Annotated in this window: 22 protein-coding genes and 1 riboswitch; of the genes, 19 read left to right on the top strand and 3 right to left on the bottom strand. The window is 48.7% G+C overall.

Features of this window, described 5'->3' with window-relative positions; translation table 11 throughout:
• Positions 1-31 precede the first annotated feature (31 nt).
• Positions 32-343, bottom strand: a complete 312-nt coding sequence (locus tag ACAN55_RS18820; RefSeq protein WP_379136298.1) for a hypothetical protein — start codon at positions 341-343, stop codon at positions 32-34.
• An 82-nt stretch (positions 344-425) separates the two neighbouring features.
• Complete coding sequence (locus ACAN55_RS18815; protein ID WP_379136295.1) at positions 426-1,709, bottom strand: helix-turn-helix domain-containing protein; 1,284 nt, start codon at positions 1,707-1,709, stop codon at positions 426-428.
• A gap of 117 nt (positions 1,710-1,826) precedes the next feature.
• On the opposite strand from ACAN55_RS18815, the gene ACAN55_RS18810 reads away from it, so the two are divergent.
• The 10 genes from ACAN55_RS18810 (at position 1,827) to ACAN55_RS18765 (ending at position 14,720) form a co-directional block, all read left to right on the top strand.
• On the top strand, positions 1,827-4,112 hold the full coding sequence (locus tag ACAN55_RS18810) for a glycoside hydrolase family 3 C-terminal domain-containing protein (protein ID WP_379136292.1): 2,286 nt from the start codon (positions 1,827-1,829) through the stop codon (positions 4,110-4,112).
• A gap of 62 nt (positions 4,113-4,174) precedes the next feature.
• Complete coding sequence (locus ACAN55_RS18805) at positions 4,175-4,921, top strand: response regulator (RefSeq protein WP_379136289.1); 747 nt, start codon at positions 4,175-4,177, stop codon at positions 4,919-4,921.
• A gap of 51 nt (positions 4,922-4,972) precedes the next feature.
• Positions 4,973-5,085: riboswitch (guanidine-I (ykkC/yxkD leader) on the top strand.
• Between the two features lie 73 nt (positions 5,086-5,158).
• On the top strand, positions 5,159-5,488 hold the full coding sequence (locus tag ACAN55_RS18800) for a DMT family transporter (RefSeq protein ID WP_379136286.1): 330 nt from the start codon (positions 5,159-5,161) through the stop codon (positions 5,486-5,488).
• Positions 5,489-5,535: 47 nt separating this feature from the next.
• Entirely contained in the window at positions 5,536-5,850 is a 315-nt protein-coding gene (locus ACAN55_RS18795; protein ID WP_379136283.1) for a DMT family transporter, read from the top strand.
• A 98-nt stretch (positions 5,851-5,948) separates the two neighbouring features.
• A complete protein-coding gene (locus ACAN55_RS18790) occupies positions 5,949-6,848 on the top strand; it encodes an aldo/keto reductase (protein WP_489685779.1) in 900 nt (299 codons plus the stop codon).
• Between the two features lie 186 nt (positions 6,849-7,034).
• Positions 7,035-9,206: a tetratricopeptide repeat protein gene (locus ACAN55_RS18785; protein ID WP_379136280.1), complete on the top strand. Its 2,172-nt coding sequence runs from the start codon at positions 7,035-7,037 to the stop codon at positions 9,204-9,206.
• Between the two features lie 281 nt (positions 9,207-9,487).
• Positions 9,488-10,912: a PTS mannitol transporter subunit IIBC gene (locus ACAN55_RS18780; protein ID WP_379136278.1), complete on the top strand. Its 1,425-nt coding sequence runs from the start codon at positions 9,488-9,490 to the stop codon at positions 10,910-10,912.
• Between the two features lie 142 nt (positions 10,913-11,054).
• Positions 11,055-13,121 (top strand): BglG family transcription antiterminator, encoded by a 2,067-nt coding sequence (locus tag ACAN55_RS18775; protein WP_379136274.1) that lies wholly within the window; start codon positions 11,055-11,057, stop codon positions 13,119-13,121.
• A 16-nt stretch (positions 13,122-13,137) separates the two neighbouring features.
• Positions 13,138-13,572: a PTS mannitol transporter subunit IIA gene (locus tag ACAN55_RS18770; RefSeq protein ID WP_379136271.1), complete on the top strand. Its 435-nt coding sequence runs from the start codon at positions 13,138-13,140 to the stop codon at positions 13,570-13,572.
• Positions 13,572-14,720 (top strand): mannitol-1-phosphate 5-dehydrogenase, encoded by a 1,149-nt coding sequence (locus tag ACAN55_RS18765; protein ID WP_379136268.1) that lies wholly within the window; start codon positions 13,572-13,574, stop codon positions 14,718-14,720. Before ACAN55_RS18770 ends, ACAN55_RS18765 begins: the two co-directional genes overlap by 1 nt.
• A 174-nt stretch (positions 14,721-14,894) precedes the next feature.
• Here the strand turns inward: ACAN55_RS18765 and ACAN55_RS18760 are convergent, their stop codons facing one another.
• Complete coding sequence (locus ACAN55_RS18760) at positions 14,895-15,968, bottom strand: M42 family metallopeptidase (protein ID WP_379136266.1); 1,074 nt, start codon at positions 15,966-15,968, stop codon at positions 14,895-14,897.
• A 447-nt stretch (positions 15,969-16,415) separates the two neighbouring features.
• Here ACAN55_RS18760 and spoVAC point away from each other — a divergent pair, with 447 nt between their 5' ends.
• The 9 genes from spoVAC to aroE all read left to right on the top strand — a co-directional run bounded on the left by spoVAC (position 16,416) and on the right by aroE (position 25,565).
• Positions 16,416-16,913 (top strand): stage V sporulation protein AC, encoded by a 498-nt coding sequence (gene spoVAC, locus ACAN55_RS18755; RefSeq protein ID WP_379136263.1) that lies wholly within the window; start codon positions 16,416-16,418, stop codon positions 16,911-16,913.
• 3 nt (positions 16,914-16,916) lie between these two features.
• Positions 16,917-17,951, top strand: coding sequence for a stage V sporulation protein AD (spoVAD, locus tag ACAN55_RS18750; protein WP_379136260.1), 1,035 nt, complete (start codon positions 16,917-16,919; stop codon positions 17,949-17,951).
• Positions 17,948-18,298 carry a stage V sporulation protein AE gene (gene spoVAE / locus ACAN55_RS18745; RefSeq protein WP_379136257.1) on the top strand — a complete coding sequence of 117 codons (351 nt, stop codon included), beginning with the start codon at positions 17,948-17,950 and terminating at the stop codon, positions 18,296-18,298. The genes spoVAD and spoVAE overlap by 4 nt, the downstream gene beginning before the upstream one ends.
• Positions 18,299-18,508: 210 nt before the next feature.
• Positions 18,509-19,465 carry an AAA family ATPase gene (locus tag ACAN55_RS18740; RefSeq protein WP_379136254.1) on the top strand — a complete coding sequence of 319 codons (957 nt, stop codon included), beginning with the start codon at positions 18,509-18,511 and terminating at the stop codon, positions 19,463-19,465.
• Between the two features lie 2 nt (positions 19,466-19,467).
• Positions 19,468-20,715, top strand: a complete 1,248-nt coding sequence (locus tag ACAN55_RS18735; RefSeq protein WP_379136251.1) for a DUF58 domain-containing protein — start codon at positions 19,468-19,470, stop codon at positions 20,713-20,715.
• Complete coding sequence (locus ACAN55_RS18730) at positions 20,712-22,949, top strand: DUF4129 domain-containing transglutaminase family protein (RefSeq protein ID WP_379136248.1); 2,238 nt, start codon at positions 20,712-20,714, stop codon at positions 22,947-22,949. Before ACAN55_RS18735 ends, ACAN55_RS18730 begins: the two co-directional genes overlap by 4 nt.
• Positions 22,950-23,012: 63 nt before the next feature.
• Positions 23,013-23,540, top strand: a complete 528-nt coding sequence (locus tag ACAN55_RS18725; protein ID WP_379136246.1) for a YqeG family HAD IIIA-type phosphatase — start codon at positions 23,013-23,015, stop codon at positions 23,538-23,540.
• 2 nt (positions 23,541-23,542) lie between these two features.
• Entirely contained in the window at positions 23,543-24,670 is a 1,128-nt protein-coding gene (yqeH, locus tag ACAN55_RS18720; protein ID WP_379136244.1) for a ribosome biogenesis GTPase YqeH, read from the top strand.
• A gap of 16 nt (positions 24,671-24,686) precedes the next feature.
• Positions 24,687-25,565: a shikimate dehydrogenase gene (aroE, locus tag ACAN55_RS18715; RefSeq protein WP_379136241.1), complete on the top strand. Its 879-nt coding sequence runs from the start codon at positions 24,687-24,689 to the stop codon at positions 25,563-25,565.
• The last annotated feature ends 22 nt before the right edge of the window (positions 25,566-25,587 follow it).

Here is a 25,587-nt window from a genome sequence, read left to right as displayed (position 1 = left end):
GGAACAGCGGAGCCTTATTAACTGTACCGACTTAGTCGCACCCGCCACCGCCATCACCGCCGCCTCCACCGGAATCGCCTCCATGGCCACCGTCTCCGCCCCATCCGCCGCTGTCGTGCCCGGAATGATGATGGCCGCCGCCGTCGTGATGATGATGATGATTCGTGGAAGAATTGTCGTCAGGAATGAAGAGATCGGTTGAGCCTGCAAAAAATGAACTGCTAGAGATGTCGTCACTCCTGTATTTCTTAGAGCTGCCACCGCCGCCGGAATGATTATCCCGCAGAATCGCACGTACAATAATAAAAGCAAACACAACCACAAAAATGATTCCGATGCTCATTACCATCGCTCCTTATCAATAAATGCTTTGCGTAGATTATGGCATGATTTGAACCAAAAAGCTATGAGCCAAAAGGGATTTCTTAGGATGTAATTCCCCGGTTGTCCCTGAATTGCCGCGGAGTGGAACCGGTATATTTCTTGAACACTTTCGTGAAATAACTCTGATCGTTGAAATGCAGCCGGGTAGCGATGTCAGACAATGTAATGCCCGGTACTTCTATCAGCCGCTTGGCTTCCTCAATTCGTTCTCGCTGAATATAATCACTGATGGCAATTCCGGACTCCTTCTTAAAGAGCTGGGAGAGGTAACTCCCGTGCAATCCAGCAACTTCAGCGAGCAGGGGCAATGAAAGCTCCTCATATAAATGGTTGAAAATATAATTCTGGCAGAGGGCAACGGTTCGCGACAGCTTCGCTCTACGGTTGTTGCGGACGTGGTCAGCGAAATCACATAAAGCGGCTAACTGGGCACTTTCAACCGAAGGGACATCCTTCAACTCCTCAATATGCTGGATGTGAAAATCGCTCAGCGTGTAGGCTATTTCCCAGAACAGGCCTCCTTCAATAGCTGCTCTTGTCCCCAGGGTGATCGAGGCGATGGCGAGGTTTTTTTTGCTGCGCAAATGGCTTTTTTTAGAGAGAAGACCATAGCTCTCTTCGGAAAAGGAAGCCTGAACCCTCAGCAGCTCCTCGATATTGCCGTTTTTGACATGCTGCATCAGATTTCTCTCCAGCGTAGGCTCGTGGTGAAGCCAGGTATTTTCCCGCCGGTAGGAGATACTCAGGTCCGGGCTCTCGCTGGTGGACTGTTTATTCTCCAGGGTACAATTGTCCAACAACAGCTCGGTGATGGATAAAGTTCTGCCAGTGATTAGAGAAAACAGCAGCATCGCGGCATGGTATAACCTCATACGGGACAATACGGTCAAGCTGCCGTAATATTCAAGCCAAGGTCCTTGCTGGTTCACTGAAATATTGTTATCACGAAATACCGTGGCTGCATTGCTTTCAATAATCGGAGCATATAGGGAAGGACCCATAACAATGGTATCCGTTTCACCAAATTCGCGGGGTAAGCGATAGATAATGAAATTCTCTAAATAATTTGTACTTCGGATCAGCGGATGCGCAGTGTCAGTGGCAGTGCCCGTGTGATCTTCAGGATCGGCATCATCCGCGTAATCAGCAATTTCCGCCAGCATGCTGGGGGTATCCTTACTTGAAGGCCGGCGTTCAAAAGTAAGCGGGAGCTCCGTAATTATTCTGGCGCTGCTGTCCAGAGCGAACACAGGGATCTGGTAGGCTTCATACAGCAGTCTACAGATATATTGGACACCCTCCGAATTGTTGAAAGATCCGGTCATTTATATATCCCCCCCTATGCGATCAAAATACCAATTATACAATTATAATGCCATAAATGGCGGTTGAAGTATATTAAAATGAAAGCAATCACAACAACCTGTCTATGGAGGCTGAAGATGAATACGGAAATCAAAGACCTTATTTCACGGATGACCTTGGAAGAGAAAGCCGGTTTATGCTCGGGTAAGGATTTCTGGTTCACCAAAGGGGTTGACCGACTCGGCATCCCTTCACTTATGGTAACCGACGGTCCCCACGGCTTGCGTAAGCAAAAAGAAAGCGCGGATCATCTTGGGCTTCACAACAGCGTGCCTGCGACTTGCTTCCCTTCAGCAGCGGGTATGGCTTCCTCCTGGAATCGTGAGCTAATTGAAAAAGTAGGAGAAGCACTTGGTGCCGAATGTCAGGCGGAGAATGTCGCTGTTCTGCTGGGACCAGGGATTAATATTAAGCGTTCACCGCTCAACGGGCGGAATTTTGAATATTTCTCGGAGGACCCTTACCTGTCTTCAGAGATGGGTGCAAGTCATATCCGTGGTGTACAAAGTCAGGGTGTCGGCACATCCCTGAAGCATTTTGCTGCCAATAATCAGGAACACCGCAGGATGTCTACAAATGCGATTATTGATGAGCGTACCTTGCGCGAGATTTATCTGGCAGGCTTTGAAGGCGCCGTCAAGAACAGCCAGCCGTGGAGCGTGATGTGCTCCTATAACAGAGTAAATGGGGAGTACGCTTCGGAGAACGAGTATCTTCTGACACAGATTCTTCGGGAGGAATGGGGCTTCCAGGGGTTTGTTGTCTCCGATTGGGGCGCCGTTAATGAACGGGTTAAAGCGCTTCAGGCCGGATTAGAGCTGGAGATGCCGTCTAGTGGAGGTATAGGAGATGCCAAGATTGTGGCCGCAGTCCAAAGCGGAGAGCTTTCTGAAGAGACATTGGATCTTGCAGTCGAGCGCCTGCTTAGCTTCGTCCACAAAACGGTCGATAACCGGAAAGAGAATGCTGATTTTAACGCGGATGAGCATCACCGTCTGGCGCGTCAAATGGCCAGAGAAAGCATGGTCCTCCTGCGGAATGAAGACAGCATACTGCCGTTGTCCCCGGAGAGCAAGATTGCCGTTATCGGCGAATTTGCCAAGAAGCCGCGTTATCAGGGCGGGGGAAGCTCGCATGTGAATCCGACTAGGCTGGATGATGCTTTTACGGAGATGAAGACGATTGGCGGTGAACAGACAACACTTCTGTACGCGCAGGGGTACGAGCTGGACCGGGATGATAGCAACGAGGGACTGATTCAGGAGGCGAAGGAGACAGCGGCACAGGCAGATAGAGCCGTATTGTTTCTCGGGCTCCCCGACAGGTACGAATCCGAAGGTTACGACCGGACCCATCTGTCCCTTCCAGAGAGCCATATAGCGCTGCTTGAAGCAGTAGCCGAAGTTCAAAGTAACATTATCGTGGTCCTCAGTAATGGTTCTCCTGTAGAAATGCCTTGGCTGAAGCTAACGAAAGGTGTACTTGAAGGATACCTTGGCGGTCAGGCTTTTGGCGGTGCGGTTGCCGATCTTCTATACGGCGTAGTCAGCCCAAGCGGCAAGCTGGCCGAGACATTCCCGGTGAAGCTTAGTGACAACCCGTCTTTCCTGAATTTCCCCGGCGAAGGCGATCAGGTGGAATACAAGGAGGGTATCTTCGTAGGTTACCGGTATTATGACACAAAGGAAATTGAGCCATTGTTCCCGTTTGGATATGGACTTAGCTACACGGACTTTGAGTATAGTGGCTTACGTTTGGATAAAACCCGTATCAACGACACAGAGACTCTGCAGGTCAGTCTAAGTGTCCGCAATACAGGGAACCGCCCAGGCAAGGAAATTGTACAGCTGTACGTTGGCGATATTGAGAGCAGTGTGATTCGTCCCGTCTTGGAGCTAAAAAACTTCGGTAAGCTGGAGCTTCAGCCCGGCGAACAGAAGGAGATCACCCTGGAGCTGGATAAGCGTGCTTTTGCCTATTACAACACCGATATCCGCGACTGGCATGTTGAAAGCGGAGAATTCTGGCTTGCCGTAGGGTCTTCATCCAGAGATATCCGACTTCGCTCGATCATTGAGGTGGAGTCAACGATTCCCCTTACCGTGACATTTCACCGCAATACGACGGTTGGAGACCTGCTGGACAATCCGCTGACAGCTGAAAAGGCCAAGAAATACAGTGCGATATTCGGCCTTGAGAGCGCAATGGAGGATAACCCGGAGATGTTCAATGCCATGATGAAATATATGCCGCTGCGGGCAATGATCGGATTCGGCCAAGGCAAATACACCGAAGAGCATCTGGCTGAGGATTTACGCGAATTAAATGCACTGGTGAACGGGAAATCTCAGGTTCTCTATTAGTCTTGAGTGAGGAAATTATATTTCAGTATTTACCAAATACCCGCTAAGAGAGGAGGATTTAAATGATTAAAGTACTGCTGGTGGGGGATGAAACTCCGGGACGGGAAATAGTGAAGACTTATGGCTCTTGGGAAACCATGGGGCTGGAGATTGCGGGAATTGCTGAGAATGCCCAAGATGTCCTGCGTCTAATCAAACGATCATCCGTACAGATTGTGATAACGGATGTTCACACGCCTGGAGTCGGCGGGAAGCTACTGCTGAATAACCTGCATGAGTTTTTCCCCAAGGTCAAGGTGATTGTCCTGAGCCGATTTCATGATTTCCGGTATGCGCAAAGCGCTATGCGTGCAGGGGCTTCGGATTATTTACTTAAGCCTGTTGATCCCAGAGAATTGCATGCTGTGCTTCAGCGCTGCCGTCAGGAGCTTGAGGCTTTCACCCGTCAGCAATCATCGGCTCTTAATCAAGACATCTCTCTTACTCTGCTTCCATATAAGCAGCTGCTGCGGGTGCAATTCAATTTACTGAATAAGGCTGGAGTTACCGGCAGTTTGCAGGAAATGAAGCAGGAACTGGAGCTTTACCGAAGCTCCAAACCGGGAAACATCCGGCAGGTAGCTCAGGAGATGGTGATGCTACTCAGGGAATTAATGAAGGAAAGCGGGTTGGAGGATAGATCATCTAATCTTCCGATTCATCATGAGACCCTGGCTTCTATCGAGAGCCTTACCACCTATCTCATCCAGCTTTATAGTGACAGCCTGAAACTGCTTATGCAGAACCGATGTAGCTGTTCCATATGTTGAGGGTTGAGCTGCAGCCGTTTATCTGATAACATACAATGAAACATCTATACACAATTTGTTCTCTAGGGTTCCGCAGCTGCTGTGGCTGGCTGGTCCGAGGGGGAACGCATGGGCGGGCTATTCTAAAGTCCATGTCAACACGGAGGGATAAAAGCCCGGGAGGTATCGTCAGCTGACGATGGCCTTCCGGGCTTATTTGTTTGTCATGTTTTTAAGTTGAAAGAGAGGGGAATGGAGATGAAAGCTTACGCTGAATGGCTGAAGATTGCCGGAGCGGCCATATTTGAAGTCCTATGGGTTATGGGGCTGAAACACGCCGGGAACGTTTTGGAATGGGGCTTGACTGCTATAGCTATTATTATAAGCTTCTATACCTTGATATCCGCCGGGAAACGGCTGCCAGTCGGTACCGTTTATGCTGTATTTGTCGGGCTGGGGACCGTTGGAACCGTACTCGCGGAGCTGTTAATATCCGGTGAGCCTATGAATCTGGTTAAGCTGCTGCTGGTGTTTGTGTTACTGGTTGGCGTGGTTGGATTAAAAATGGAGACAAAGGAAGCTGAATAATCAGGTCAAGTGTTTCTCAAATAATGGTTAAGAGGAGGATGATTGTGGTGGAATGGTTATATCTGATTCTGGCGGGATGTTTTGAAATGTTTGGTGTGGCGATGATGAATCAGTTCCAGAGGAAGCGTAGCACTTCATCCGTTCTGATGCTGATTCTTGGCTTTGGCGGCAGCTTTCTCCTGTTGTCCCTAGCCATGAAGATCCTCCCAATGAGTACGGCCTACGCGGTTTGGACAGGTATCGGAGCCTCTGGTGGAGCGATCCTGGGAATTCTGTTCTATGGGGAGGCGAAGAACTTGCGGCGGGTAATTAGCATTGGACTGATTCTGGGCGCGGCTGTCGGTCTTAAAATATTAGGTTAATTGTTAAATATTTAGACAATTATACGATGTTTTGAATGTGCCAGCATGGTAAGTATAGTAGATATACACATATTACTTTCTGGCAGGGGGAGTTCACAATGAATCATATGGATCAGACAGATTTGGCCAAGATCGCCGAGGTGAACCGGAGAAACCGGGTCAAGCTTGCAGACGGCGCCTCCATCCCGAGAATTGGCCAGGGGACCTGGTTTATCGGGGAGAAGGCAGACCGTAGGCAGGAAGAAATCGCGGCGTTGCGGCTGGGCGTGGAGCTCGGAATGGATATGATTGATACAGCAGAGATGTACGGGGAAGGGAACTCGGAGCTTTTGGTAGGCGAAGCCATTCAGGGAATCCGGGATGAAGTGTTCCTTGTATCGAAAGTATATCCGCATAATGCCGGTAGAGAACGTCTTGAGAGAAGTTGTGATGAAAGTCTGAACCGTCTGAGAACGGACCATCTCGATTTATATCTGCTGCATTGGCGGGGGGACACACCTCTTGAAGAAACTGTGGAGGGCATGGAACGTCTTGTATCCCAGGGGAAAATCGCCAGATGGGGCGTTTCCAATCTGGATACCCATGATATGAAGGAACTGCTGAGGATCACAGAGGGAACGCACTGTGTCACTAACCAGGTACTCTACCATCTGGGATCCCGCGGCATTGAATATGAACTACTGCCTTGGCACAAAAGCCGCAGGATGCCGGTGATGGCCTACTCTCCACTCGCTCAAGGCGGAACCTTGCGCAAGGGGCTCGTGGAGAATGAGACGGTGCAGCAGATTGCCAGGGAGCATCATGCTTCCCCGCTTCAGATCCTGCTGGCCTGGACCATCCGGGAGAATGATGTTGCAGCTATCCCTAAGGCTTCTACCCGTGAGCATATTATTGAAAATGCGTCAGCGGGAGCCATTACGCTGTCTCCTGAAGAGCAGTGGAGACTGGATGATGCGTTCCCTATGCCGCTCTGGAAGATCCCGCTGGATATGGTTTGATTCGCTTTTGATTGGATGACTGCCCTTTAACAGGGCAGTTTTTTTTGCGTGCGGATTGTATTTTCCACTAATTTCAAGTCTAATGATAGTAGATCATGTAGGAGTACCAGAATATACAGATGAGGTGTTGTCATGAGGAGCCGGGGAATTGCTGTCATAGCATCAATATTAATATGTGGATCTATCTTGAGCGCATGTTCGCTTACTGAGAATTGGAATGAATTGTCCCCGCTCGAAACAGAGATTAGCACTAACAACGAGAAAGGCTATACATTAACGGACGAAGGTAAATACGAAGAAGCGATTGGTTATTTTGAACAAGCAATAGAGGATATCTATCAGCTGCATCCCAGCCTGAAAGACTTGAAAGAAGAAGTAGAGCTGACGGAGCTTATCGATTCACCTTTTAATAATCTTAGCTGGGCTCTGAATGAACTAAGGAAGTACGAGGAAAGTCTCGAGGCAATTGATAAATCGCTGCTCATTCTGCCGAATACGGATACGGAATATGTGAATAAAGGCAATGCACTGTACGGCTTGAACCGGAGTGAAGAAGCGATTGCCCAATACGATAAGGCGATAGAACTGAACGACATCAGTGAAAGTGCCTATTATGGCAAAGGTACAATTTATTATGATCAAGGGAAATACAAGGAGTCATTGGAACAAATTAATAAATATCTGACCTTTCAGCCCGATGATCCGGACGCGCTAGAAACAGCTATTTATTCCCATCTTAATCTGGATGAAGATGATAAGGCTTTGGCGCTCGCGGAGGGCTATCTCACGCGTAATCCAGAGGAGTTCGATGCTTACCGGCTTAAAGGTGACGTGCTGGAAAGTACGATGGAATTCGAAGATGTTAAAGCTTTTTATGAACAGATGAAGGACAAGTTCCCCGATCTTCCCGAGGCGCAAATGAAGCTGGGAGATCTATATTTTGATAACGAGAAGTATAACTTATCCCTCGATTATTTTCAGGAATTATCGGAAGAATACCCTGACAATATGGATATTTACATAAAGCTGATTAATATACACAGTGAACTCGAGGATATAGATAAAGCTGAGTCTGTATATAAGATAGCAATAAAGGTAGATAACGCCTACCCGGATTTATATACTGCCATGGGTGATGCCTATATGGATAACTCTTTATATGTAGAGGCTGTCCCGTTGTACGAGAAAGTCATAGCTTTGGACTCACAGGATGAGTTCGCCTATATCAGCAAGCTCAGAGCTCTTTATTGGGGTAAAAGAAACCTGAGATGCGTAAAGTTCGGCGAGGAAGCAGCTAAGCTAAATGCAGTGTCCTCCAATATTGCCTGGTTCACGGGAGAGTGTAATCTGGATCTGGGTAATTTTAATGCGGCAATAACCAATTTCAAAGAAGCCGTCCGGATAGATCCGGAGGACAGCGAAGCTTATTCCAATATGGCCAATGCGTACATGCTTCTGGAAGATTATAAGCAGGCAGCGGAATTCAGCGCCAAAAGTCTGGAGCTGGACCCCGAGGATTCACAGGCATTATATATTCAAGAAGAGCTTAAGGATAAAGAGAAGCCACTTGGCGAGAGAGTCAGACGGTTTTTTAACGAGAATTATTTGTATAAGGATAGTCTGCCTAATCTTGAACAGTCATTGAAAGGGCTTGACCGTCCTTCGATCTCCAGTGCGGAGATTGCTAAAGTTATTGATGGCGCCAGACGCAAGGACGATATTTTTACTTACACGATTTATGGTGATGATTACGATTTGATGACCGCTGAGGGTGCTGCAGATGTGGAATCCTACAAAGAAGAGGACGGAATGGTTTATTTCAGAATCCATGATTTCAACGCCACTACGGACGATAAGTTTGTAGAAGTTTTAGATCGGATACAGGATACTGAGAGTAAAATTCTGGTTATTGATATGCGGGATAATGGAGGCGGGTATACGAACAGCTCCAATAATATGCTGAATGTACTTCTTCCCGAGTATGTAACAAGCTCTTTAATCTATAATGACGGCAACACCGATAGCTATTATTCGGATGCTTCGCATATTGATTTTAAGCATATTTATATATTTGTGGATGAATATACCGCGAGTGCAGCAGAGCTACTGACTCTGGGCCTGAAAAGCTATTTAAATAACGTAACGGTTATTGGAAGGAATACCTTTGGCAAAGGGGTAGGCCAGCTGGTGTTCGAAGACAAGAAGAATAAGATTATGGTATTTGTCGTGAATCACTATTGGAATGTTAAACAGAATAATGTCATGAACTCACACATTAAACCGGATATTACCGTACAAGGGAACAATCTTGAGGCATTTATGGTACCGGTGAAAAAAGCACTTCAGGCGAAAAAATGACTTCAGGAGTTTGGAACATCCCTGAAACAAAGCCGAATATGGTAGAAATGAACTAGATCTCTGAATTTTTTCACAGGTAAATGGAGAGTTTAATAGGAATAGATGCTTATGGCTCTAGGCACGAAGACGTTCTTAAATGTTGTCAACAATGTTCATGACGAAACCGTGTTTTCAATTTGGTGACAAAGAAAGCGCTTTGATTTACGATGTGTACATAGAAGATGACTTCACAAAAGGTAGCCCGAAGGCATCTCATTCAATATTTTAAGGGGGCAATTTGAATGGCACAAAATTCATCTGGCGGCGCTCGGGTGAGAGTTCAACAATTCGGCCGTATGCTGAGCGGTATGGTTATGCCGAATATCGGCGCATTTATCGCTTGGGGTTTAATTACAGCATTATTCATTGATACAGGCTGGCTTCCAAATAAGAGCCTTTCTACACTGGTAGGTCCAATGATCACTTACCTGCTGCCACTCTTGATCGGTTACACAGGCGGTAGCATGGTTCATGGTAAACGCGGTGGTGTTATCGGTGCTACGGTAACGATGGGGGTTATCGTTGGTTCCACAATCCCAATGTTCCTCGGGGCTATGATTGTCGGTCCGTTGGCAGGTTGGGTTCTGAAGCAGTTTGACAAAGCAGTTGACGGCAAAATCAAAGCCGGCTTCGAAATGCTCGTTAACAACTTCTCTCTTGGTATTATCGGCGGTCTCCTCACACTGGGAGCATTTAAAGGTATTGGACCGGTAATTGAAGGTCTGACTAATATTCTGTCCGATGGTGTTCAAGTCCTGGTTGATCACAACCTGCTGCCGCTCGTAAACATCATTATTGAGCCAGCAAAGGTTCTGTTCCTTAACAATGCAATCAACCATGGTGTTCTCGGTCCGATTGCACTTGAAGAATCCACACGGGTTGGTAAATCCATTCTGTTCATGCTTGAATCGAACCCTGGTCCTGGTCTTGGTATCCTGCTTGCTTACTGGCTGGTTGGACGCGGATCTGCGAAATCTTCCGCACCAGGCGCAATTATCATTCACTTCCTGGGCGGTATTCATGAGATCTACTTCCCTTACATCCTGATGAATCCTCGTTTGATTCTGGCTGTAATCGGTGGTGGCGTATCCGGTACATTCACGTTCCAATTGCTTGATGCAGGTCTGGTTGCTTCTCCTTCTCCTGGTAGTATCTTTGCCTACTTTGCAATGACGCCAAAAGGCGGTTACCTGCCAATGCTTGCAGGGGTTATCGTAGCAACTGTAGTATCCTTCCTGATCGCATCCGTGCTTCTGAAAACCGTTAAGAAATCGGGCGAAGATGATATGGATCTGGAAGAAGCAGCTGCTAAGGTTAAAGACATGAAAGCCGCTGGTACTGCAGCACAAACTGCTGCTACTGCAACTGTGGCTGGTAATGTCCGCAACAAAGCAGACGTTAACAAAATTGTCTTCGCTTGTGATGCTGGAATGGGTTCAAGTGCAATGGGCGCTTCCGTTCTGAGAAAGAAACTGCAAGCAGCCGGCATTAACATTACAGTTGTCAACGCTGCTGTAAGTGAAATTCCTGCAGATGCAGACATCGTAATCACACAAAAAACATTGACTGATCGTGCAATTGCTAGCAATCCTAAGGCAGAACACATCTCCATCGACAACTTCCTGAAGAGCCCGAAATATGATGAGCTTGTGGAACGTTTGAAATAAGAGAAATCAGTGTACATGAAATAGGTAAAGTCCCCCGCCCGGCTATTGCCTGGCGGGGGAACCTGTACCGTAAAATGTTAAATAAAGGAGACGCTGGCCGCAAAGCCAGCGTTTGTCTCCGTGTAAGGCGAGGTAACCTGACATGAGGAAAATTACCGCCAGGCAGCGCCAGATCATATTACTTCTCCTGGGAGTCAGTGAAGGGATCACGGCAGCAGAGATCGCTGCAGGGACCGGTGTGAGCGTAAGAACGGTTCACCGGGAAATGGAAGACATAGAGCTCTTTCTGCACGATTTCGATCTGGATCTCAGCCGGAAATCAGGGAAAGGCATTCAATTGAGCGGCCCGGAGGCCGGTCTTGGAGAGTTGCGCCTTTTTTTGCAGGAAGAGAAGCCCGCCGAATATTCAGGAGAAGACCGGAAAGTATATGAACTGTGCTTGCTGCTAGAGACGGAAGAGCCAGTTAAGTTGTTCTCCTTGGCTCATTCTTTGAAGGTAACCGTAGCCACCATAAGCTATGATCTTGATGAGCTCGAGCTATGGGTACAGAAGTTCGGATTGCAATTGGTCCGCAGAAGAGGATATGGCGTTGAAATTACCGGAAGCGAAATCGACAAACGGCGGGCTATAAGCCGTTTGGCCGCAGAGCATCTTGACCAGTCCGATCTGGTGGGTTATTCCTCGCAGTCAGAGAATAATCCGGTATTTCAAAAGCTGCTCACGATGGTTGGCAAGAGCAATCTGATGGATGTTGAGAATACGCTTTGGGACATGGAGTGGTTATGGACTGCTGAACTTCCGGAATTCGTCTATATGGAACTGCTGCTAAGTCTCGCAGTAACCGTTAGAAGGGTTTCCATTGGCAAAAGCATTGCAAACTCAGAGGAAGCCGGGTATCCCCGGATGTCCGATCATCGAAATATTGCCGGCTCAGAACAGTTTGTACAGAAGCTGGGGGAGAATCTGGATCTGGATTTCTCTCGGGTTGAAATTCTATATATTGCTGGTTTGTTTGACCGGGTACAGGATTCATTCTCATCTACTGGCGTGGCCTACGGAGATATAGGGCTCATGGAGATTGTATACCGGCTGACCGAAAATATAGTTAACCGCACCGGCATTCCATTTCAAAGTGATCGTTCGTTGCGGGAAGGCCTTCTGGAGCATATAGATCCTGCTCTAAAGCGTATCCGTGAAGGAACACGCATAAGAAATCCTCTGCTTGGCCCAATCCGCAAGGATTATGAGTATCTATTTCATATTGTCCGTTCCGCCGTAGGTGACATGAAGTTTGACCTGGAAATACCGGATGAAGAAATCGGGTTTCTGGTTATGCATTTCGGAGCTTCCATTGAAAGGCTGAATCAGCTTAGGCGCAACGTACGGGCGATTCTGGTTTGTGCCAGCGGCCTTAGCTCTTCCCGGCTTTTAGCTACGAGATTAATGAAGGAAATGCCGCAGATTGAAGTGCTCGGCAATATTTCATGGTATGAAGCCGCACGCATGCGGGAAGAAGATTATGATGTTATTATCTCGACAATCGATCTTCCGCTGGACAAAGACAGATATATTAAGATTAGTCCCTTGCTAACCGGGGATGAGATTGAGAAACTCCTCAACTATATACAGACGCGGACCTTCAAGGACCGTACCTCTTCTCCGCACAGCGAGAATGAGAAGATCGTACGGGATGAGGCCGCTTTTGATAAAATGAGGGGATATAAAGGGATTTTGGATGAGATCGTCAGCCTGATTGAACGTTTCCGGTTCTATCCGTTGGATAACGGGGGATTGGGTCTGTCAGGTACCTTGTCAGAAATGCTGGATATGCTGAATGGCAGCGGGGTAATCGGTGATTCCGGTATTCTGCTCGAGCGTCTGCTGGAGCGGGAACGGATGGCGAGTCAAGTTATTCCGGATACACGACTGGCTTTGTTTCATACTCGAAGCAGTCATATCCATATGTCATCTCTAACCCTGTATCGGCTCCGCCATCCTGTTTTTCTGGAAGGGGGAACAGAGGTCAGAGTCATTCTCCTGATGCTGGCTCCACGCAAGCTTTCCAAAGAGAGTCTAGAGGTACTCAGTGAGATTAGTGCCTTGTTGCTCAATTCAGAGTTAGTACAGCTGCTTGAGGATCGGACAGAAGCAGAGATCACGCGTTACTTGTCTTCTGAGCTTCTACGTTTTTTCGAAAATAAAATTTGAAAGTGAGAGAAACCATATGAGTATACTGTCTGAACAAAAAATATTGATGCATGCCGACGCCAAAGATAAATACGAAGCGATCGCAATTGCCGGAAAACTGCTTGTAGATGCAGGTCATGTCACTGAAGAATATGTACCTAAAATGCTGGAACGGGAAGAGGTAGTATCCACCTATATGGGCGGAGGTTTGGCTATTCCTCATGGTACCAAGGATGGTAAGCAGTACATTAAATCTACAGGTCTTTCTGTTGTTCGTTTTCCAGAAGGTGTTGATTTTGGCGGAGATGAACCCGCTTTTGTAGTCATCGGGATTGCTGCTGCTGGAGACAACCACATGGAGGTTCTGACGAATGTAGCGATGATCTTCACGGAAGATGATGCCATTGAACGTGTGATGAACGCACCTACTCCGGCTGCAATCATCGAGATCTTCGAAGGAGGCGCTCTCTAATGAAGGCTGTACATTTTGGCGCAGGTAACATCGGAAGAGGATTTATCGGACTTCTGTTGTCCAACTCGGGATATGAAGTATGCTTCGTGGATGTTAATGAAGCTTTCGTATCACAGCTTAAAGAACGTGGAGAATATCCGGTTACTTTAGCCAGTGAAGGGCAAGAAACTGTAATCGTGAAGAATGTAACTGCTCTTAGCAGCGTTACTGAACCAGAGGCTGTTATTGCAGCCATCGCAGAAGCAGACATCGTTACTACTGCTGTCGGCGTATCTATCTTGAAGCACATTGCCGGAGCTATTGCCAAAGGCATCAGTCAGCGTCTGGAGACATCTGCTGCACCTCTGCATGTCATCGCTTGTGAAAATGCACTGGGCGGAAGCGCGCAGTTGAAAGAACTGGTATACGCTCAGCTTGACGAAGCTACCCGTAACAAGGCAGAAGGTGTTGTTGCGTTCCCGAATGCAGCCGTAGACCGGATTGTTCCGCTTCAACATCATGAAGACATCCTAAAGGTTGTAGTAGAGCCGTTCTACGAGTGGGTTGTCGAAGCTTCGCAAATGATTCCCGGCTACACGCCGGTTGAAGGCGTACATTATGTAGATAATCTTGATCCGTATATCGAACGCAAGTTGTTTACCGTGAACACGGGTCACTGTTCTGCCGCATACTTAGGATACTTACGCGGTTACGAAACCATCCAGCAATCGATGGCCGACGAACAACTGACTGCACTGGTAAGAGAAGTTCTCGAAGAAACTGGAGCTGTTCTTGTCAGCAAACATGGTTTCAACGAAGCAGAGCATAGTAAATATATTGACAAGAACCTGGAGCGTTTCCGCAATCCTTCGATGTCTGATGAAGTGACTCGCGTAGGACGTTCACCAATTCGCAAGTTGTCACCTAACGATCGTCTGGTTTCACCAGCGCTTGCGGCGTTCGAAAGAGGACTGAGTTATACAGCACTGACACGTTCTATGGCAGGAGCTCTGCTATTCAACATTCAGGATGATCCTGAAGCGTTAGAACTGCAAGCTTCGATTACAGACATCGGTGTAGAAGCGACCGTAACGAAATATACCGGCCTTGCTGCCGACCATGATATTCACAAGTCAGTTATGGCTGAATACGCCAAACTGAAGAAGTAAGGAAATCCCGGCTTTGACAAGCCGGAATTGAAACAGGGGTGTCCCGCAAGCCAGTTGTACATGGCTGCTGGGACACCCCTGTTTATGTATAGGCATGTCGTTGGTACTTGGTATACCGCTCCGCGAACGGAGCATTTTTTGTAAGACTAGATCGTTCCAGAACGGCAGATCGTCTTAGCTGCGCTCAATGATCGTCTGCAGCGTTGTCCGGTCCAGCCCCTCTATCAGTTTCACCAGCAGTTCTTTAGCTGCGGCGTAGTCGTCGCTGTGGATAATCGATGAAGCGGTATGGATATACCGGGAGCAGATACCGATGACCGCAGAAGGGACGCCAATGCCGCTGACATGCACTTGTCCGGCGTCGGTTCCTCCTTGAGATACAAAGTACTGGTACTTGATCCGGTGGGTATCTGCAGTGTCCTGAACGTACTCAATTAAACCGCGGTGGGTAATCATCGTAGGGTCCAAGATACGCAGCAGAGCTCCTTGGCCCAATTGTCCAAAAGCCTGGCGATCGCCTGTCATATCCGCAGCCGCGCTGGCATCAAGGCCAAAGAAAATGTCAGGGGTGAGCAGATTGGCTGCTGTCCGCGCTCCGCGAAGACCTACTTCTTCCTGCACAGTTGCACCAGCATATACTGTGTTCGGCAGCTTTTTCCCATGCAGTTCTTTCATCAGCTCAATCGCAAGGCCTACACCATAACGGTTATCCCAGGCCTTAGCCATGATTTTCTTGGGATTGGCAAGAGGGGTGAATGGACAGATGGGAACGATTTGCTGGCCTGGTGCCACACCGCAGCTTTGCGCTTCTTCGCGGCTGTCCGCACCGATATCAATGAACATTTTGCCAATATCGACGGACTTGCTGCGCTCTTCATTACTCAGCAAATGAATAGGTGTACTACCAACTACACCGGTCAATGGACCCTTGGGTGTAATGATCTGAAGCCGCTGGGAGGATACTGCTGAAGACAGCCATCCGCCGAGGGGCTGAAAGCGGATCATCCCGTTATCCGTGATACCGGTAACCATGAAGCCTACTTCGTCAAAATGACCTGCCACCATAATCTTTGGACCGTCATCTTCGCCGCGCAGTACACCGAACAAGCTTCCAAGCCGGTCGTGCACAAATTCATCCGTATAGGGAGTCATTGCTTCCTTAACATAAGCACGCAGCTCACGTTCAAAGCCGGAAGCGGACGGGAATTCCGTTAGTGTTTTGAACATTTCCATTGTTTCCTGATTCATGCGTTGATCGCTCCTTTTCGTTACTAAGTTATAGTATGAACATTGTCGCTCAACTTGTCTATCGTACACCGGGTGGTATTCCCACGAATACACTACTGTAGTGGCTCTATTGAAGGGTTAGGGAAAGGATTGTGAGGTGGATGTATGATTCAGGCGCTGGCAGCAGGGGAATCACAGGGGCGAGGCACATCATTCCAAAGAGTAGATGGAATAGGTATTACCGCATCAGAAGACGGGACAGGGAGACAGTGCTTATCTTGGTGCTGTTTGTACTCCTGATTATCATTCTGCTTTATTTTTCCTGATGGGGAATGACATAACGGGGCGCAAAAGCGCGAACAATAAGGAAAAACCTTTAAGCGAAGTGAAAAACAGGAGCCTTTGGCTGGTCGCTTTAAAAATCGGGTCAGCCCGGCTCCCTTCGCCAAAATACAGGAGGTGTGCTTATTGCCCGCGAAAACGAAACGTTCCGGTGTCAAGTTGAAGCTTGATACGTTAACTCCACAGGATTATGAGAAATTGTCCAAACCGTTCATACCAGCCCGGCCTGTGCTGAAAAACTGTGTGCGCGCTTTTTTAAGCGGTGGTCTGATCTGTGTGGTTGGACAAGGCATTCAGGAAGCCTTCATGGCTATATTTGATATGACTTCACGGGAAGCTGCAAGCCCCACCGTTGCGATGCTGATTCTGATTTCTGTCATACTTACCAGCTTTGGCGTCTACGATAAAATTGCGCAGTGGGCTGGAGCAGGCTCCGCAGTTCCGGTTACTGGTTTTGCCAACAGTATGTGTTCAGCAGCTCTTGAGCACCGGGCTGAAGGGCTTGTGCTTGGTGTCGGCGCCAATATGTTCAAGCTCGCCGGATCGGTTATCGTATTCGGAACCGTGGCAGCCTTCTTTGTTGGTGTAGTCTACGCCTTTTTGGGCTTGGGAGGTTCTCACTAAACGATGAAGCAACTAGGCAGCCAGACCTGGCAGTTCACAACCCGCCCTGTTATTCTTGGTTCTTCCGCTGTTGTAGGTCCCGAAGAAGGAGAAGGTCCATTGGCGTCGGATTTTGATTATATATATGACTCGCTCAAGATGGGCGAGAAGAGCTGGGAGAAGGCAGAACGCGCATTGTTTGAGAAGGCTGCGCAGATTGCAATGAACAATGCCGGAATCCAGAAGGAACAGCTGGAATTCTTCGTTGGCGGCGACTTAATGAATCAAATTATCAGCAGCACGTTCGCCGCCAGAAAGCTTTCTGTGCCATATCTTGGTGTCTTTGGTGCTTGTTCAACTTCTATGGAGAGTCTGACGATCGCATCCATGATTGTCGATTCCGGCGGCAGCAAGCTGGTACTCGCCGGAACATCAAGCCATAACTGTACGGTGGAGAAACAGTTCCGTTATCCTACAGAATACGGCTCCCAAAAGCCGCCAACCGCCCAATATACGGTGACAGGCTCTGGTTGCGCGATTGTAGGCCGGAATGACGGTACCAGCAAAGGACCCTTTGTAGTGTCTGCAACCATCGGAAGAATTATGGATTTAGGATTAACCGATCCCTTCAATATGGGGGCTGCTATGGCACCGGCTGCGGCAGATACAATAACCGCTCATTTTCGGGATACGGGGCTATCTCCTGGATACTACGACCTTATCGTTACCGGTGACCTTGCCTCCGTGGGGCTGCCTATCGCCAAGACCTTGCTTGCGAAGGAAGGCATTCCAATGGAGCAGACGACCTTCAACGACTGCGGTTTGCTTATTTATGATCTGGACAAGCAGAAGTATGTAATTGCTGGAGGAAGCGGCTGCGGCTGCTCGGCAACGGTAACCTATGGACATCTTCTGAACAAGATGAAGAAGGGAGAGCTGAACAAGCTGCTGGTTGTTGCCACAGGAGCATTGTTATCACCGCTTTCTTACCAACAGGGAGAAAGTATTCCATGCGTTGCCCACGCAGTTGCCCTGGAGAGCGGAGGTGAAGGACAATGATTTATTTATGGGCTTTCCTGGTCGGAGGAGCGATCTGTGTAATTGGACAGCTTATGTTCGATGTACTGGCGCTGACACCTGCTCATACCATGAGTACGCTAGTGGTAGCCGGAGCGATCGCCGATGCCTTTGGACTCTACGATCCGCTGGTCAAGTTCGCCGGTGCGGGAGCTTCAGTACCTATTACAAGCTTCGGTAATTCACTCGTTCACGGTGCACTTACAGAGCTGGAGCGGGATGGGTGGGTCGGAGTGGTTACAGGGATTTTTGACATCACCAGCGCAGGGATTTCCTCGGCGATCGTCTTCTCCTTTCTGGCAGCTTTAGTTGTGCGTCCGCGAGGATAACTGGATAAAATATGGCAAAAGGCAAGCCGTCCATCAATTGGAGGCTTGCCTTTTGCCGTTTCTTCCGAAGGATGTCCAGCCGCTGACTGAAATACGTATATATGTACGTATATTTTTTACTTTCGAAAGGGCTGAACATGTACTTTGTATCCCAAAATCATGTAAAATAAATGCTATACTGCTTATTCTGACATAGGAGGTTTACTATAGATGCCCGTACGTCAAGAATCAATGCAAATCGTAGATGCGGTGAGATCCAATTTGGAGTCCTGCATTCTCGGAAAATCCTTTGAAATTCAATTATTGCTAACCGCACTGCTGGCTGGCGGGCATGTCCTGATTGAGGATGTGCCGGGAACCGGTAAAACCCAGCTTGTTCGTGCACTGTCCAGATCGATGTCCGGTGAATACCGGCGGATTCAATGTAATCCAGACATTCTGCCGAGTGACATTACCGGAGTATCGGTCTATCATCCCCGTGATGAGAAATTTCACTTTCGTCCGGGCCCGGTAATGACTAATATTCTGCTGGCGGACGAGATTAACCGGGCAACAACGAAGACCCAATCGGCTCTGCTTGAGGTTATGGAAGAGCGGAATGTCACGGTAGATGGGGAGACGTATCCACTGCCGCATCCGTTCATGCTCTGCGCCACTCAGAACCCGATCGATTTCGAAGGGACGTATACGTTGCCGGAGGCTCAGCTTGACCGTTTCATGCTAAGGATTACCCTAGGATATCCTGATGCGGCGACAGAAAAAGCATTGCTGCTCAGCCATCAGGAGGGACAGCCCATTGACCGGCTGAAGGCGGTTACTGACATGGGACGGATTGCTGACATCCAGAAAGAAATCCGCGAGGTATATATAAGTGATCCTGTAATGAACTATTTGCTGGACATCGTCCGGCAGACCCGTGAGCATCCGCTTGTTCTCTTGGGCGCGAGTCCCCGGGCCGCTTTATCATTTATGATGGCCTGCAAAGCATTTGCCTATCTACAAGGGCGGGATTATGTGCTGCCTGATGATGTTAAGATTCTAACACCGTTCGCGCTTGGCCACCGTATTCTGCTCCGCCCAGAGTCGCGACTGGATAATGTGAGTGTAGATTCGCTGCTTCAGAAACTGCTCCAAAACATCCGTGTTCCTGTTGCCATGAGGCAATAGCCATGGGACGTTACTTGTCTGCGGTGGCAGCTGTTATTCAGCCGGCTAAACTTGCTGGGATTCTGGCAGTATGGGGTGTCACCCTGCTGTATGTACTATTTCAGGGCGGCAAGACTTCGTTCATGCTCTTTATTATGGTTTCATTGCTTATTGTTTATTTAGTTATTGGAGGTTTGGGCGGTGTCCGGCTTTCAAAAGGCACTCGAAGGCTGTATGCAGAGCAGGATAAACCTGAGCTGCTATATGCGGGAGGGCATATTCGGGTCCAGTTGTCACTTACCATCCCCGGATTTCTGCCGCTGCCCTATGTGGTGGTGCGTGAGATATTGAAGCGGCATAACGGTGAATCATGGATTTTTGAAGAAAGTGTGGTTCCGAACTTTCGCGGGCAAGGAGAGTTACGGTTTCAGACTCCGGCTTTGGAGCGCGGCAGTTATACTTTTGCGGATACAGATGTGATAAGTGAGGATATCTTTGGCCTGACTCAATATAAAGGGTCTTTTCTGGCAAAAGGACAATTTCGTGTTATGCCTCGTGCGGTGTTCATTCCTCGTTGGCAACTCTACGAACGCAATGCGCGACTTGCCGGTCCGCAGGTATCGAAGGTGCAGTCACGCCGCGAAACCACGCAAATTAATGGCGTGCGTGACTATGTATACGGCGATCGGCTAACGCGGATTCACTGGAATGCGACAGCGAAGACAGGGGCCTGGAAGTCTAAGGAATTCGAACATGAATCCATTCCCAAGACTATGATCGTGCTGGATGGCACGGGTAGTGCTTATGCTTCCTCCGACACTTTTGAGTTGGCTGTATCAACGGCCGCGTCGCTTTTGGGATATGGAATTCGTGAAAGAATCGGTATAGGCCTGTGCTGTCTCGACAAGAACACGAAGATGTTCTCTCCGGCGGAAAGCGGGGCGGAACGTCAGAAGATGATTCAGTATCTGATCGACATTAACGGAGAAGGAAGGGGATCACTGATCTCCAGACTGGATAAGGGACAACGGTTGTTCCCTAAGGGATCCTATTTCGTACTGATCAGCCCGCAAAGCGGTCAACCTGTTCTGGACGCTCTGCGCTGGGCAGAAAGCCGGGGAATGACTCCTTCGCATCTGCATGTGCTTAATTCCTCCGGATCTTTCCGCAGCAACGAATGGATGAATACTTTGGCGGCACGCGGGATCACTGGATACAAAGTGACTTCGCTTCAAGAGCTCCCGGCCATATTGGGAGGGGAACATAAATGAAGCAATGGTGGGCCTTACTGAAATCATCCTGGCATCATCCGGTAAAGCTGCTGTGGATTATGATTATTGCACTGCAGTGGCTCTCGTACACTGAACCCCTCTGGCTGCAAGAAACATCAGCTGCTGTTCTGCTTGTATTGATAGCCGCTACCGTTATCGAAATCCTGCTGCCTATAAATTTTATCTACAGATTGCTGATTGAAGGTCTGGCTGTCCTTTATCTTGTATACCGCACCATTATGCATTATGGATTGTACATTCCAGATCCATTGGCCACAACCCGGCAAAGGGCAACAGATATTGCACTGCATATGACTCCTTATATATGGTTCGCACTGGGAGCCTGGGCTTTACTGCTGTTGTCATTCTGGTGGGTATCAACCAAGGGACGTGTACTATTGTTTATCGGTGTGAATATTGTGGCCTTTGCCGCGCTGGACTCTTTCACACCTTCTATCTTATGGCAGGAGGTAGCCTGGACCGTATTTGCCGGAATGGGCTGGCTAGTTACCCAGCATTTGCGAAGTTTTCAGCAGCGTTATCCCAGAGGCTGGTCCTATATGCTGGACTATCCTTCCAAAATAGCTGTAAATATAGCCATTATCTTCTCTCTTATAATTATAACCGGTGTGAACATGCCTAAAGTTAAGCCAAGTTTGACTGATCCATATACAGCATGGGTCGATTGGCGGGGAACTGGTCATTCTTCGGGAACCAAATTGACTAAATCTGGGACGGGTACCGGCAGCGGCGCTTCTGCGCGTAGCACCTCTTCGGGATATAGTTTAAATGACGATAATTTAGGCGGCGGTTTCAATTTTGATTATACCCCCGTAATGACAGTGACCTCTGACCTGCGCACCTACATGCGCGGCGAGACGAGAACAGAGTATTCCGGAAGCGGCTGGACGGATAATGACCGCTTCAATCGCGGTCCGATTGCTCCGGTGGGAGTAGGTGACCCTCTGGTTAATGGCTCATCTTCCAAGGTGGAGACTCAGACACTGAAGCAGACGGTCAAACTGCTGAGCAATAATGACTATCCTGTGATCTTTGGCGGATATTCCATCTCACAAGTGGATACGATCAACGGTGAGGCAAGCAGCGCCGGATTGTTCTGGAGAGACCGGGACAGCGAGCTTCTGTGGGATGTAGATGAGCGGGACCGCACCTACCCGCAGAACTATGTTCTTACCTCTGAAGTGCCTGTCATACCGGTTCAGGAACTGTCGGCGAAGACATTTCAGGAACTGTACACTGGCGGGGAACTGGAAGAGCAATTTCTTCAACTGCCGGATGACTTCCCGGAACGCGTGAAGCAGCTGGCCGAGGAGATTACCGCTTCCGCTCAGACTCCGTATGAAAAAACGGCGCTTTTGCAACAATACCTACAACAGAGCTTTCCCTATACCAATACTCCGGATGTCTCGAAAGGCAAAAGTTCGGACTTTGTCGATAGTTTTCTTTTTGAGATCAGGGAAGGATATTGTGATTATTACTCAACCGCACTCGTTACTATGGCCCGTTCTCTGAATATTCCTGCCCGTTGGGTAAAGGGATATGCACCCGGGGAACAGGCAGAGTTGCCGGATAACATCTTGATGCAGCAGGGCCGGCAGGTTAACAATAATTATACGATTACCAATGCGGATGCCCATTCCTGGGCTGAGGTATATTTCGGGGAGTACGGCTGGGTACCGGTTGAGGCAACACCCGGTTTTAATGTTCCCTTACTGACACAGGATGAAACCGATTTAGCCAAGGACCCTGTAGAAGAGGAAGAGGACAATGCACTTGCAGAGGAAGCAGCAACGAATACGGATGCTTCACAAGAAGGTTTCCATCTAGGTAAATGGATGATATGGGCTGCGGGGTTTATGTTGCTGGCTTGGGGTGGTTACCTCTTATGGCAGCGGCGAATGAGTTTCCGCTTCCTGATCAAGCAGCTGCGAAATGGGCGTCGGTTAACTCCGGTGCAAAAAGTAGCTGCTGAAACTGAACGGTGGGTTCGATACATGCGCCGTAAGGGTTTTACCAGAGAAAGTCATGAGACTCTGCGAGAATCCGCGGGGCGCTGGAAGCAAAAACAGCCACTTATCTCAAATAATCTTACAATATTACTGGAATTGTTCGAAAAAGCGCAATATAGCCCTGAGGTTATAGCAGACAAAGATTGGCATTACGTGTATACTGAAGCTTTGCGGCTTCGTAAAAGCCTTAGATCCCGCAAATAATGACAAACAGATCTATGGCAAAGAGTGTGAACTAGTTTCTTGTATATAATCGAGGTGAACGTATTGTTTGAAATGTTAGTTCCTAAACTCCGTGTGAATACCGTTTTTGATATTCCTCTGGAGGATCTGTACGCCAAAGGGTACCGAGGCATTATTACCGACCTGGATAATACACTCGTCGGTGCCAAAGCACCGCTTGCCACTCCAGAACTGCTGATTTGGTTCGAAAAGGTGAAGCAGTGCGGCTTCAAACTGATCATTGTATCCAATAATAATATGGAGCGGGTGTCACGGTTTGCCACTCCTCTGAATATTCAGTTTGTGCATCAGGCACGCAAGCCCATCAATGCGCCGTTCCGCAAAGCGCTAAAACTTATGGAGTTGCGCTCGGAGCAGGCGATCGTTGTCGGCGATCAAATGCTCACAGATGTATGGGGAGGCAACCGGATGGGCCTTCATACGGTACTGGTGCTCCCTATCTCCGCTAAGGATGAAGGAATGGGTACAAGAATTAACCGCGGGGTCGAGCGGATCGCTTTGACCAGACTTCGTAAACAAGGATTGTGGCTTGAGCAAGAGGAGGACAAATAGAAATGAGTCAAGAGCATGAAGTACAGCGCCCTGAGAAATGCAGCGGCTGCGGGATTAAGCTGCAGACGGTGAATAAAGAAATTCCAGGTTTTATCCCCGAGGTCGCTTTTGAACGGGAGCCTGTCATCTGTCAGCGTTGTTTCCGGATTAAGAATTACAATGAAGCATCATCCGTCTCTGTGAACCAAGATGAATTCCTTCGTCTGCTTGGAGGGATCGGCGAGAAAAATGCGCTGGTTATCCATATCGTCGATCTATTCGACTTTGAGGGCAGTCTGATTTCGGGTCTTCAACGGTTCATTGGCAATAACCCTGTCATTCTTGCGGTTAACAAATGCGACCTGCTGCCTAAGGTGACCAACTGGAACAAGCTACGGAACTGGGTTCAGCAGCGGTGCAAGGAACATGGCTTAAAGACAGCAGAAATCGTGCTGTGCAGTGCCAAACGTAATCAAGGTTTTGACCGGCTGCTCGAAGCGGTTACTTCACTTCGCGGCCAGCGCGATGTCTATGTCGTTGGGGCAACCAATGTAGGAAAGTCTACACTAATTAACCGTTTAATCTCGGATTACAGTGATCTGGAGCAGGAACTTACAACTTCCCGATATCCGGGAACTACGCTGGATTCTGTTAAAATTCCGCTGGATGACGGCCATTACATTATTGATACCCCAGGAATTGTGTACCCGTGGCGGTACAGTGAGCTGGTTGAGCGCCGGGATCTTGGAGCGGTTATGCCAGAGAATGCTTTGAAACCTGTAGTGTACCAGTTAAATGCCGGTCAAAGTCTCTTCTTCGGCGGTCTGGGAAGATTCGATTTCATTCAAGGAGAGCATCAGTCGTTCACATGCTTTATCAGCGGCTCGCTCAAGATTCACCGGACGAAGCTGGAACGTGCGGATTCGCTGTATGCGGATCACCGTGGCGAACTGCTGTCTCCTCCGGGAAAAGAGGACGTGGACAAGTTACCAGCCTTGCAGCGTCATGAAATCCGGATTAATCGGGGTAACAACAGTGACATTTTCATTTCCGGCCTCGGCTGGATTAAAGTGAATTCTTCTGAAGGCGCAGTTGTGGCCGTGCATGTACCAAAAGGCGTCAAGGTGCTTACCCGGCCTTCGCTGATCTAACGGGGAGGGCTGCGAAGTGCCTGCATCTGTAATCTGGTCCCCTGAGAATGGGGATATCCTGCTGGGCGTTATGGGAGATCCCATTGCGCAGTCCAAATCTCCGCTGATGCATATGGAGGCTCTTCGGGCCTTAGGGATTTCCGGGGCATATGTTCCGCTTCATATCAAACCGGAGTTTTTGGGTGAAGCGATTCAGGCGATTCGTACGCTTGGGTTCCGCGGTCTCAATGTGACGATTCCGCATAAAGTGGCAGTCATGGAATATCTCGATGAAGTGGATGCAACGGCAAAGGATATCGGTGCTGTGAACACCATAGTCAACGAGAACGGGCGGCTAATTGGCTATAATACGGATGGAATCGGTTATGTGCGCTCGCTCAAAACTGAAGTCATTGCGGAGCTTGCCGGTACGAGGATTGTCATTCTTGGAGCCGGAGGAGCTGCACGGGGGATTGCTGCAGCACTGCTGCAGGAGAACCCGGCTTCGGTGGTAATCGCCAATCGTTCGGTGGACAGGGCAATGGAGCTGGCAACGGATCTGCAAGGCAAAGGCAATATTACCGGCGCCTCCATGGATCAATTGCCTGAGCTGCTTGGCGGGATGGATGTGGTGATTAATACGACTTCGGTCGGAATGTATCCCCATATGGACGAGACACCGGTGAATACCGCGCTGTTCCATAGCAGTATGGTCATCAGCGATCTGATCTACAACCCGTTTCAAACCCGCCTGCTTCAGGACAGTCAGGAGCTGGGATGCCGGATCCATGGCGGACTTGGCATGTTCGTATACCAGGGCGCTTATGCGCTGGAGTACTGGACGGGACGGCCTGCACCTGTAGAAGTCATGTGGCAGACCATGCTGCAGGCTCTCGGCAGTCCGCAACAGAAATAAATTTATATAAGCAGTATTAGGG

It is taken from the genome of Paenibacillus oryziterrae (genome assembly GCF_042610485.1).
Classification (GTDB): Bacteria; Bacillota; Bacilli; order Paenibacillales; family Paenibacillaceae; genus Paenibacillus_AQ.
Note: the sequence above shows the minus strand (reverse complement) of the source record. Positions and strands in the feature narration are given on the sequence as shown.